The following is a 12,631-nucleotide window of genomic DNA, read 5'->3' as shown; positions in this document are numbered from 1 at the left end:
CGAATTTAAAATTACTATGGTTTTTTTATTGATGCCAATCTACTTAAATATATTAAATCTGCAAAATTACTCGAGCTAAAGTGAAATAAATCAAGACCCCGAGGACATCAACGGCGGTGGTAATAAAAGGAGCAGACATTAAAGCGGGGTCTAAACCCAAAGAACGAAATAGAAACGGCAGAGCTGAACCGGCAATAGAAGCTAAAATTGCGATCGCAAACAAACTAATCCCCACCGCCATCGCCACTTCTAAACTCCCTTGCAGAGTGTAAGCCCAGCCCGTCGCTACAGTCCCCAATATAGCTCCTAGCAGCGCTCCCGCCATCCCCTCGCGCACAATTACTTGAAACGGGCCCATAGCTGTAATTTCGTCAGTGTTCAAACCGCGAATTACCACAGTTGAGGACTGAGCTCCGACATTGCCTCCAGTGCCAGTCAGCAGGGGAATAAAGGCTGCTAGGGCGACTACTTGGTTCAAAACATCTTCTTGAGCTCTAATAATTGCGCCGGTGACAGTATTCGTTAAAAGCAGAACAAACAGCCACACGACCCTTTTCCGGGCAACAGTGATTAAATCGGTCTGAAAATAATTGTCGCCGCCGGACTGGACGCCGCCCAAGGTATAAATATCTTTGGCTGCTTCTTGTTCTAAAATGTCGATCGCGTCGTCAACTGTAATGATGCCGACGAGACGCTGTTCGCGGTCTACAACGGGCACAGCTAAAAAATCGTAACGCTGGATCAGCCTAGCTACTTCTTCTTGATCCGTTCCTGTTTGAACAGAAACTACGTCGCGGGTCATAATTTCGCCGACAGTTTTGTCGAGGGGGGAAGTTACTAAATCCCGCAGAGATAAAATACCTGTCAAGCTGCGTCCGGCGTCGGTGACGTAAAGAGAATAAATTGTTTCGGTAGTTTTAGCCAAAGAGCGAATTCGGTCTAAAGCTTGGGCGACGGTAAAGCTTTCTTTGAGAGAAATATATTCCGGGGTCATGATCCGACCGGCGGTACTGGCTTCGTAACCCAAAAGTTGAGCCGTAGCTTCGCGTTCCGTCGGGCTCAATTCACCCAACAGGCGACGGACTAATATTGCCGGGAGTTCGTCAAAGAGTTTAGCTCGATCGTCCGGGGACATTTTGTCTACAATGTCAATGACTTCTTGGCGTTTGAATTTTTCGCAGAGGGACTGCTGAACGCTGGAGTCGAGATATTCGTAGACTGCGATTGCTTCGTCTTTGGAAAGCAAGCGGAAAGCTATTACTTGCATGGTTTCTGGCAGGCCTTCGATAGCTTCAGCTATGTCTGCTTCCTGCACCGGGTGCAAAATCGCTTTTGCTCCTTTAAAGTCTCCTTCTTCCAACAGGGCCCTTAACTGCGAGCGAACTAATTCCCGCAGTTCTTTCCGCGCGTAGGTGGGTAGAGAAGACGATTGATAACTTTTTTCTGTCACTGATGACCCTCCTAAACCTGTGCTGCGCGCCTTCCTGAATCCAGTTTAGAGCCTATTGACGCCACTGGTTGCAGCGATCGGACTTGCCCTGACAAGATCCGCACGATTTGGGTTCAAACTCAGATGTTGCACCATTGTCAAGAACGGGCTCTCCGGCCCGTTCCACAAAGAATGAGTTTTCTCGCTTCACAGGCCGAAAAGCCTGTTCCTAAACAAGTAATTGAGAATGGTGCAAGATGTGAGTTCAAATACATTTATCTCGATCGGCGACACTCATCGGTAGGAAAGGAGAATTGCGCCCGAGCACTTTTTCCAACAAATTCGTCGAACTTTGATTGCGAATAAAATTATTGACTGTTTCTTTCCATTCAGTGTCGCTGGCTGGCAGGATCGTGCCGTAAGAAATGCAGGTTAAAGGCTGCTGCGGTATAACAGAATATTGGCTTTGAGTTAAACCCTGTATCAGCGCTTCTCCTACTAACAGCATTCCGTCGCTAGCGAAGGCATCAATTGTGCCGGATGCCGCATCTTTTACACCAGACTGTCGGCCCGCGATACCTTCATACAAAGGTGTAGGGCTAGGATTTAGACTCTCCGATCAAATCAATGAACAGGGAACAGGAAAATTATTTTATGTAGGAATGGGTCTCAAAAGCTGCATCTGAATAGTATAGAATTATAACAAACCAGATGGGACATTAGAAGGTGCGTATTGTGGGATAAAAATTCTCTGCGCTCTTAATTTTATTACAAAATGTTTAAACTTGTATCTTTTCCTTAACCATTTTGTATTCTTTACCAAATCTTTATTTTTGTTCTCTAGGGTCTTGTTATTGCTGATTCAAGCGAGCTTACAGCACTTTGCCACAAGAGTGAAATACTTTTTAGTTAAAAAAGAGGTCTTTATGACACACTGCCCCTGCTGCTCGAATCAAATGCTCCGTCACGTTCGCGAGCATCAAATCTACTGGTTTTGCCGCCACTGTTGGCAAACAATACCTATTTACAATCGGAACATATCTAGCTTATCGCCCTCTCTAAATTTAGTTAGCCAGCTAGGGCTTAAGGAACAAGATTCTTTATATGTAGAATTTAACAGTGTTATTTAGGGCTGATAAACTTTAGAGATTGTCCTAGCGTTAACGGGTTTTCACGCTCAAAACTTTGCTGTGTTGTATAATTAAATTGAAATTATCGCCCAACAAATTGAATGCATATCTATTCAGAGATCGCTTAATTTATGGCTATTACTAGACTAAACCTGATGATAACCTTATGGCAAAGACCACTTAAACGATTGCTACCTCTTCTGCTTGGTGTGGTGGGTTCTCTTGCTGTTTTACTTACGTGGCAACAGCTAACCCTCAACGGACAAATTCACATCGAGCAGTTAATTCAGCAGGAAGCCAATGCGATTCATTCACAACTGACCCAAGAATTATCAATTCGGATGCTGACACTTCGGCAGATGGCGAATCGCTGGGAAGCCAATGGCGGTACACCAAAGGCTATTTGGGAAGCCGATGCTGAGGCTTATGTAAAGGATTTCTACGGTTATCAGGCGATCGCATTAGTCGATCCATCATTTAAAGTGCGATCGATTGTGCCACTGGCTGGGAATGAGGCAGCGCAAAACCTAGATCTTAATCTGGAACTGCGTCGCAAAATCACTTTGCAAGTGGCTCGTGATTTGCGTCAACCTATGTTAACTCGCAATGTTTCCCTCGCTCAAGGGGGTCAAGGATTTCTAGCAAGTTTTCCTTTATTTGTAGGGGAGCGGTTTGATGGGTTTATTGTCGGAGTTTTTAAGTTTAAAACTCTATTTGACAGTATTTTAAAAGTGCCTCCTGGGTACAAAGTGGCTATATATGATGGCACAAATTTGATCTACGGTCAAGAGCCTTTATCTCATCATTCACTGCATAAAACAGTTGTAATAAGAGCCTATAGTGCAGAGTGGCGACTAGATATTTATCCCAACTTATATTTAGTAGGAAAAGAAGATTTTTATTTGCCAACAGTTGTGTTAATTGGTGGCTTAATTTTAGTGTGGCTGCTGATGTTGGTCGTGTATCTCGCACAAGTTAGTTATGGCGAAGTCGATAAATTTAAAAAAGTAAATCGCCAGTTGCAATGGGAAATTCACCAACGACAACAGGCAGAAATTGCGATCGCTCGACTAGCTGCGATCGTTGAATCTTCGGAAGATGCCATTATCAGCAAAGATTTAGATGGTGTAGTTACAAGTTGGAATGTAGGAGCAGAAACAATTTTTGGATATACAGCGGTCGAAATAGTAGGGCAATCAGGGATAAAAGTGATTCCCGCAGACTATCGAGATGAGGAAAACGAAATTATCACCAAAATTCGGCGAGGAGAACGCATCAAACACTACGATACAAAGAGGCTGAGGAAAGATGGAACATTAATCGATGTCTCGATGAGTGTCTCCCCCATTAAAGACCAAGCAGGGAATATAATTGGAGCCTCAAAGATTGGCAGGAATATTGCTGACCGCAAACAAGCAGAAGCAGCACTACGTGAAAGTGAAGAACGCTGGGAACTTTCTGTACGCGGGAATAATGACGGCATTTGGGATTGGAATGTTCAAACCAACGAGGTCTTCTTTTCTAGTCGTTGGAAGGAAATGCTGGGCTATGAAGACCATGAAATCCAAAACATTCTAGACGAATGGGCTAATCTAGTACATCCCGATGATTTGGGATGGGTGATGCAAGTCATTCAAGATCATTTTGCCAAGAAAACTCCTTTTTATATCACAGAACATCGCCTTCGCTGCAAAGATGGTTCCTACAAATGGATTTTGGATCGCGGTCAGGCGCTTTGGGATGATGCAGGTAACGTAATTCGGATGACTGGCTCTCACACCGACATTACGGAGCGCAAGCAAGCTGAAGTTGCTTTACAGGTCAGCGAAGCCAGATATCGGCAATTGATCGATAACTTAAATGCGGGTTTTGTGATTCATGCGACAGATACCAGCCTCCAATTCTGTAATGAAACGGCCGCTGAATTATTAGGGTTTTCAATGGATCAAATGCTGGGAAAACCCGTGAGCGATCCGGCATTGCATTTGGTGCGGGAAGATGGCAGCGAGATGCCCCTAGAGGAATATCCCGTGAATCAGGTTTTATCTACTGGAAGTTCCATTAAAAATCAGGTTTTAGGAATTAAAAAAGAAATTGATAGTTGTGTTTGGGTATTAGTTAATGCCTACCCGGAGTTAGATCGAAAAGGTCAAATTAAACAAGTTATAGTTACGTTTATTGATATTAGCCCGCGCAAAAAAGTAGAGCTGGAAATCCAAAAAACTCGCAATTTCTTACAAGCACTGCTGGATAATTTACCGGTTGCGGTTTTTGTTAAGGACGCACAGCCTAAACAATTTGGTGTATTTCAGTTTTGGAATAAAACCAGCGAACGGTTATTTGGCATTTCAGCCGAACAAGCGATCGGCCAAACTGGCTATGATTTGTTCCCAACAGAACAGGCTATCTTTTTTGACCAAAAGGATAGAGAAGTTTTTGAAAAAGGTATGACTGAGGATATTCTCGAAGAAGTCATTGACCGTCATTGTCTGGGAAAACGTTGGCTGCATACGGTGGAGATTCCCATTTACGACGAACAGCATCAGTCCCAGTACCTACTTTGTTTTTCAGAAGATATCACCGATCGCAAACACGCAGAAGCAGAGCTTAGAGAACTGAGTGAGGTGATGAAAAATGCGCTGTCCGGCATTTCCAAAGTGGATGTACAAGGACGTTACCTCTATGCCAATAAAGCATATTCTGACGTGACAGGCTATCAGCCAGAAGAAATGGTGGGGATGTCTTGGGAAAAAACCGTACATCCCGATGAGTTGAAAAAACTGGTTGCGGCCTATTGGCTGATGGTGCAAGAGGGCAGAGTAGAAGTTGAAACGAAAGGAGTCCGTAAAGACGGTTCTGTTTTTTATAAGCAATTGGTGATGATTTCAACTTACGACGAACAGCATCAATTTTTGGGGCATTACTGCTTCATGAAAGATATTAGCGATCGCAAAAAAGCCGAACTTGCACTAGAACAGGAACTCCTGCGGAGTAAAACCTTCTTCAACACTTCACTGGACGGCGTTGTTGTCATGGATAGGGTCGGAAAAGTTGTCGAAGCGAGTCCCAGTTTTGCTCAAATGCTAGGCTACACCCTAGAAGAAACCCTGAATCTGAGTGTGTTTGATTGGGATGCTGAATGGACGCAGGAAGAACTACAACTTATACTCGATAGAGAGGAGGTTATTCCGCTGTTTGAAACGCGACATCGCCGCAAAGATGGTTCTGTATATGACGTGGAAATTAGCTGGAACCGGGTGAAATTAGAAGATGAGATGATGAACTTCTGTATCTGCCGGGATATTAGCGAACGTAAACGCAACGAAGCCGATCGCCAACAATCCGAAATCGAGTTAAAAATCTCTCAAGCGCGATTTGCCGGAATTTTAGAAATTGCCAGCGATGCGATCATTTCGATCAATACCAATCAGCAAATCACTTTGTTTAACAAGGGAGCCGAACAAATTTTTGGTTACGCGGCCGAGGAAATTTTAGGGAAACCCCTGGCGATGTTGATGCCCTCGCGCCTTGCCGATGCTCACCATCAGCACGTCAGCCACTATGCCCAGAATGGAGGCTGTGCAAGGCAAATGGCAGAGCGAGGAGCTATTTTTGGACGACGCAAAGATGGCTCAGAGTTTCCGGCAGAGGCTTCGATTTCCAAGATCGAGATCAACGGTGAAATTATTTTTACTACCTTTCTGCGAGATATTACGGCTCGACAACAGGCAGAGGAAGCTCTGCGCTATCAGAAAGAGATGTTTCAAACAATCGTCGATCATATTCCAGTAATGATTGGTTTGTTTAACAAGCAGGGTAAAATAGAATTGCTCAACCCGGAATTTGAAAAAATTTTAGGTTGGTCGCTAGAAGATTGGCAGCAAAAAGATATCTTAGCTGAGTGTTATCCTGACCCGGTTTATTGCCAAAGTGTCTTAGAACATATGCTATCGGCAACCGGAAAGTGGAAGGATTTCACAACACTCACCGCCAGGGGACAGCAGTTAGAGACATCTTGGGCAAACGTGGCACTTTCTAGCGGGTATTTTTTGGGCATTGGGCAAGATATTAGCGATCGCAAACAAAAAGAACTGGCACTGCAGCACGCAATGGAAGCAGCAGAAGAAGCGAACTTGGCAAAAAGTACCTTCCTAGCCAATATGAGCCACGAATTACGCACTCCCCTCAACGTGATTCTAGGATTTGCTCAGGTAATGACCCATGACCCCTCTCTAACTCCCAACCAAAAAGAAGACCTGCAAACAATTCGGCGGAGTGGCGATCACCTCTTGAGTTTGATTAACGATGTGTTGGATCTTTCCAAAATTGAATCGGGACACTTCACCGTTGAAGAAAGCGGATTGGACTTAATTGCGCTACTGCATTCCCTCCGAAATATGTTGGCGCAACGAGCAAGTTCTAAAGGACTTGACCTTTGTTTCGAGATTGCGCCAGAAGTTCCCCAATTTATGCTTGTCGATGCTCAAAAACTCCGTCAGGTTTTGCTCAATCTGCTGAGTAATGCTATCAAATTTACCGATCGGGGAAGCATTACTTTGCAAGTCAGCATTGAGCCGAACGGTACAGGGGCATTAGCCACAACTCGGCCGATTCTCCAGTTTGTAGTGGCTGACACAGGTGTAGGGATTGCACCGATCGAACTCAATACCATCTTCGATGCGTTTGTGCAAGCCCAAGCTGGGAAGCTATTGACCGGCGGTACTGGGCTAGGTCTAACCATTAGCCGCAAATTGTTGGAACTCATGGGCGGAAAAATTTCTGTCAGCAGCACTCTGGGACAGGGGAGTACCTTCAGCTTTACCCTTCCCGTCAGCCCCATCAGTGGAGTTAATGTTACACCCGAAGAGAATAATCGCCTCGTGATTGGGCTGGCTCCCGGTCAACCCGATCGTCGCATTTTGGTGGTTGACGATCGAGCAGAAAATCGCTTGCTAATAGTCAGATTACTGACACAATTAGGATTAGAGGTAAAAGAAGCTACCAACGGACAGGAAGCGGTGCAGATTTGGCAAGAATGGCAACCCGACCTAACCTGGATGGACATTCGGATGCCCGTGTTAGATGGATACGAAGCTACCAAGCAAATTCGGGCAATGGAAGACGGACACAACAGTATCATTATTGCACTTACGGCCCAGGCTTCCCAGAGCGATCGCGCCCTCGCCTTAGCTGCTGGCTGCAACGACTACATAAGCAAGCCCTTCCGGGAACAGACCCTATTTCTTAAGATGGCCCAATACCTAGGTTTAGAGTATGTATATGAGGAAGAGGAAACAGAAAAGGGGAAACGGGGAACAGATTGTTTTCCTTCTTACCTGTGTTCTGTGGCCCCTGGGGTTCCAGATTCCCTCGATCCAACGCTTCTGGCGACATTACCAAAAGAATGGGTGGTTGAGTTGGAAGATGCTGCTTTATGTGGGGATGATGTTGCGATCGTTGAACTGGTAGCTCAACTTTCCTCAAACCTCGCTCAATTGGGTATTCATCTGACGGAACTCGCCCACCAGTATCAATTTGAGAAAATCCTTAATCTAATTCAAGGTAATTTCCCAAGTGGAATTCCTCCATTGGATTTATAAGCTGTTGTGCAGTTAAACGTTTGATTAGGACTGGGGAATTAGGAACAGCCAACAAGAATTCAAGTGAATTCTTGGTAAGTTTTGAAAAAAAATTCGTTAATTTTTATTGAAAATTGTTGCTCTAAAATGCCTCATAACACACCCAAAATTTCCCCAATTACTCCTTTAAATTTAAAAAGTTTAGAGGAATGCAGTGAAGAATCCGTGTATGCTCCCGGTCATATTCAGCCCCACGGAATCGTTTTAGTGCTGCAAGAAAAAAGCCTCAAGATTTTACAAGCTAGCGAAAATGTAGAACAGTTTTTTGGCATTTCTGCCACAGAATTGCTAGGTCAGCCATTGCCAGGGTTATTTGGTCACGATCGAGTACAAGAAATTGTCAGGTATCTAGCAGATCAACAACAATTAAACATTCATAATAGCTTCGATCTAAAAATACCTCTCAAAACCGGCAAACTTCAAACATTTAGAAGCACACTGCATCAGCTACCAAATGAGTTGATTCTGGAGCTAGAAGCCCAAGGGTCTATTGAAAAGAATCATTCAATGGATTTCTATCATCGCCTGCAAACAGTTATTCTCAACTTTCGCACTGCGATCGGTCTTTCTGATTTAGCTCAAACCATTGCTAGAGAAGTTAAAGCCATGACCGGGTTCGATCGCGTGATGATTTATCGCTTTGAAGCCGATGAGCATGGGGTGGTGATTGCTGAAGAGAAAGAAAGCTATCTAGAAAGCTATCTGGGATTGCATTACCCGGCGATCGATATTCCCGTACCCGCCCGCAAATTGTTTTACAGCAATTGGGTTCGCCAAATTCCCAATATCAATTACACCCCGGCCCGCCTAATTCCCACCCACCATCCCCTAACCAATACACCCCAGGATCTAAGTGCTTGTGTGTTAAGGGGAGTATCTCCCTACCACATTGAATATTTGCAGAATATGGGAGTGGCTGGGACACTGACGATTTCGTTAATTGACGATCGGCGGCTGTGGGGATTAATTGCCTGTCACCATTACAGCCCGCGATTGGTAGATTACGAAACTCGCAAAACCTGTGAGTTTTTAGGACAATTTGCCTCGATCGAACTGGTGCATCAACAAGAGCGAGAATTGAACGTTTACCGATCGCAGGCGAAAACTATTCAGGATAAACTTCAGCAGGCATTCCGGCGAGAGTCTAATTTTATCGAACAGGTATTGACCGAAAATGCTTCTCAATTGCTAGATTTAGTTCACGCTCAGGGAGCTGCAATCCTGCTCGATGGTCGTCTGACATTGGTGGGTCAAACACCATCTGAAGCTGAGGTTGGCGAGCTCGTGCAGTGGTTGGTGCAACAGAACAAAGAACGAGTGTTTGCAACAGCTTCTTTGTCTGAGTTTTATCCCCAAGCGAAGCAATTCAAAGATCGAGCTAGCGGTGTTTTAGCAATCTCAATCTTGCTATGCTACGCCACACAAAAGTCATACCACATCCTGTGGTTCCGACCCGAACAAATTCAAACCATAAACTGGGCAGGTAATCCACAGGATGCTGTGTCGATCGACGAACTTGGAAAAATGCACCTGTGTCCCCGCCAATCCTTTGAACGGTGGCAAGAGACAGTGCGCCAGATGTCTTATCCGTGGCAGATTGCAGAGTTAGAAGCTGCAGCCGAAATGAGACATATCCTCATGCTGGCGGTGTTAGAATTTTCGCAAGCTGCCCTAGAACACGCTGCTGAAAGGGCAGCAATAGCCAACCGTGCCAAAAGCCAGTTCCTTGCCAACATGAGCCACGAGCTCAGAACGCCGCTCAACGCCATTCTGGGATTTACCCAGCTTATGAACCGCAGCCCCTATATCCCAGAAGAATTTCAAGAGCATTTAGGCATCATTACCCGTAGTGGAGAACATCTGCTGACATTGATCGACGATGTTTTGCAAATGTCTAGGATTGAAGCAGGGCAATTGGTACTGAGTAAAAGCTGTTTTAATCTGCATCGACTGCTGGGTTCTATTAACGAGATGTTCTCCCTCAAAGCGCCTGAGAAAGGGTTACATCTGAGCAGCGAGTGGGATGCTACTGTGCCCCGTTATGTGTGTGGCGATCAAGCAAAACTTCGCCAAATCTTGATTAATCTGCTTGGGAACGCGCTCAAATTTACCACAACAGGAAGCATAGCCCTGCGCGGACGAGCTTTTTCATCAGATGATATGCCATCCGGTACAAATTGCGATCGGGCCACTAATCAACCCGATGTTAAACCAACTATTACCCTGTGTGTCGAAGTTGAGGATACCGGATCTGGCATTTCCCCCTCAGATTTAGAATCGATTTTTGACGCATTCATCCAAACCAATCGCGGTCGTCACGATCGAGGAACAGGTTTAGGACTGTCTATCAGTCGTGAGTTTGCGCGTCTGATGGGAGGCGATATCACCGTGCGAAGCACCCTGGATCGAGGCTCGACTTTTACCTGCAAAGTCGTTTTGGAACTACCAGAGTCCCTTGATTTAGAGGAACCTGAAACGAGCGATCGGATTATCGGGCTCGCACCTGGGCAACCTATCTACCGAATTCTAGTAGTAGAAGATGTTCTAGAAAATCGGCAACTGCTGGTGACGCTGCTGGAGTCAGTTGGGTTTGATGTGTGTGCCGTGGAAAATGGGGTAGAGGCGATCGAGCGCTGGCAAACATGGCACCCTGACCTGATTTTGATGGACATTCAAATGCCTGTCATGGATGGTTATGAAGCCACCAGACAGATTCGATCGCAACAGTCATTAGTCCTTAGTCATGGGTCATCAGCAGACACGAGAGGGCAAATGTCACAGGACAAAAGACAAATTACACGCATCATTGCCCTCACTGCCTATGCTTTTGAAGACGATCGCATCGCCAGTCTGCAAGTCGGTTGCGATGACTACATTGCCAAGCCGTTTACTGAAGACACACTTTTCGCCAAAATAGCTCATCACTTGGGCGTCCGCTACTGCTACGCCGAAAAAGTTCGACCAGACTCATCAGCTTCGCCACCAAAGATATTTACTCCCGACTTGAAAACCATGCCAACCAAGTGGATTGCAGAAGTTCATGAAGCAGCACTCGATCTTAGTGATAATAAGCTTTATCAACTTATCGCTCAAATTCCCAAGGACAAACAAGATTTCATCGCGGCGATGACATCTCTGGTCGATAACTTTCAGCTTGAAGCGATCGCAACTCTCACCCAGATTTAGAAAGAAGACCATGACAGCTATATTCAAACTTGCCGCCGAAACGAATATTCTCATCGTGGATGATACCCCAGACAATCTGCGCTTGTTAGCCAAAATTCTAGAATCACAGGGCTATATTGTGCGTAAAGCGCTCAACGGCAGAATGGCACTCCAAGGTGTTCATCGCGACCCACCGAGTCTAATTTTACTTGACATAAATATGCCGGAGATGAATGGGTACGAAGTCTGCCAAAAGTTAAAAGCATCGGAAGCGACTGCTCAGATCCCGGTTATTTTTATCAGTGCGCTCGAAAGAGTAGAAAACAAGGTACAAGCCTTTGAACTGGGTGGTGTAGACTATATTACCAAACCCTTTCAAGAGCAGGAAGTGCTGATGCGAGTAAAAAATCAATTACTCATCCAACAGCAACGCCAACAACTGCTCGAACAAAATCAACGTTTAGAACACGAAATCCAAGAACGTCTGAGGGCAGAAGCCGAAGTAAGGCAGCTATCCGTGACGGATGAATTAACTGGATTATATAACCGACGTGGCTTCTTTTTACTAGCCGATCAACAACTCAAAATTGCTCGACGCACGCAAACATCCTATTTTATTTTGTTCGCTGACTTAGATGGTTTGAAAAAGATTAACGACACTTTCGGACACGAAATGGGAGACAGAGTAATCGTTGACGCAGCTCAAATATTGAAGCAAACCTTTCGTGAGGCGGATATTGTGGCTCGACTGGGAGGAGATGAATTTGCTTTATTTATTCCTAATTTTTCGGGTGATTCATCTACTAATTTTCATGCTCGGCTGCAAGAAAATATAGATCGCTTTAATCAACAGTCCGAGCGAGCTTCTATATCAATAAGTCTTGGTGTGGAGTTTGGGGATTTAAACAATGAAGTTTTATTAGAAGAATTGCTGGCCAAGGCTGACAAACTAATGTACGAGCATAAACGCACTAAACGCTGTTTAAATCCTCAACCGTTCTTTTGAGAACAGCGATATTGGATCGCCATAAGCATTATTTATTAAACGTGAGTTCAACCCAGAAAGAGTAAACTGAAAACAAGATAGGGAAACAGCTTGAAGACTTTAGACCCTCAGCCGCCAAACACGATTCTCTCCCTGTATTAGGTTAAGGGTGTGGGGAGCATCTCAGTTTTGCATTTACAGTGCGAGCGTCCCCGCTCGCGTATTGTTCAATACGCGAGCGGGGACGCGCGCACAACAAAAAAAAAAAATCTTTTTACAAAAC

Annotated in this window: 5 protein-coding genes; 3 read left to right on the top strand and 2 right to left on the bottom strand. The window is 44.9% G+C overall.

Annotated features, from left to right (window positions below):
• Window positions 1-52: 52 nt before the first annotated feature.
• Window positions 53-1,450, bottom strand: a complete 1,398-nt coding sequence (mgtE, locus tag QT992_RS25725; RefSeq protein ID WP_333318710.1) for a magnesium transporter — start codon at window positions 1,448-1,450, stop codon at window positions 53-55.
• A 244-nt stretch (window positions 1,451-1,694) separates the two neighbouring features.
• Entirely contained in the window at window positions 1,695-2,018 is a 324-nt protein-coding gene (locus QT992_RS25720; protein ID WP_333378043.1) for a hypothetical protein, read from the bottom strand.
• A gap of 672 nt (window positions 2,019-2,690) precedes the next feature.
• Here QT992_RS25720 and QT992_RS25715 point away from each other — a divergent pair.
• The 3 genes from QT992_RS25715 (at window position 2,691) to QT992_RS25705 (ending at window position 12,369) form a co-directional block, all read left to right on the top strand.
• Complete coding sequence (locus QT992_RS25715) at window positions 2,691-8,159, top strand: PAS domain S-box protein (protein WP_333318714.1); 5,469 nt, start codon at window positions 2,691-2,693, stop codon at window positions 8,157-8,159.
• Window positions 8,160-8,285: 126 nt separating this feature from the next.
• Window positions 8,286-11,384: a response regulator gene (locus QT992_RS25710; protein ID WP_333336996.1), complete on the top strand. Its 3,099-nt coding sequence runs from the start codon at window positions 8,286-8,288 to the stop codon at window positions 11,382-11,384.
• Between the two features lie 10 nt (window positions 11,385-11,394).
• Window positions 11,395-12,369: a diguanylate cyclase gene (locus tag QT992_RS25705; protein WP_333318718.1), complete on the top strand. Its 975-nt coding sequence runs from the start codon at window positions 11,395-11,397 to the stop codon at window positions 12,367-12,369.
• Window positions 12,370-12,631: the final 262 nt, after the last annotated feature.

It is taken from the genome of Microcoleus sp. T3_D1 (assembly GCF_036700405.1).
Taxonomy (GTDB): Bacteria; Cyanobacteriota; Cyanobacteriia; order Cyanobacteriales; family Microcoleaceae; genus Microcoleus.
Note: the sequence above shows the minus strand (reverse complement) of the source record. Positions and strands in the feature narration are given on the sequence as shown.

Bases quoted from the DNA above. Each gene is read 5' to 3' on its own strand.
- QT992_RS25710 (WP_333336996.1), top strand. From the start codon at position 8,286: ATGCCTCATAACACACCCAAAATTTCCCCAATTACTCCTTTAAATTTA.
- QT992_RS25705 (WP_333318718.1), top strand. From the start codon at position 11,395: ATGACAGCTATATTCAAACTTGCCGCCGAAACGAATATTCTCATCGTG.
- QT992_RS25715 (WP_333318714.1), top strand. From the start codon at position 2,691: ATGGCTATTACTAGACTAAACCTGATGATAACCTTATGGCAAAGACCA.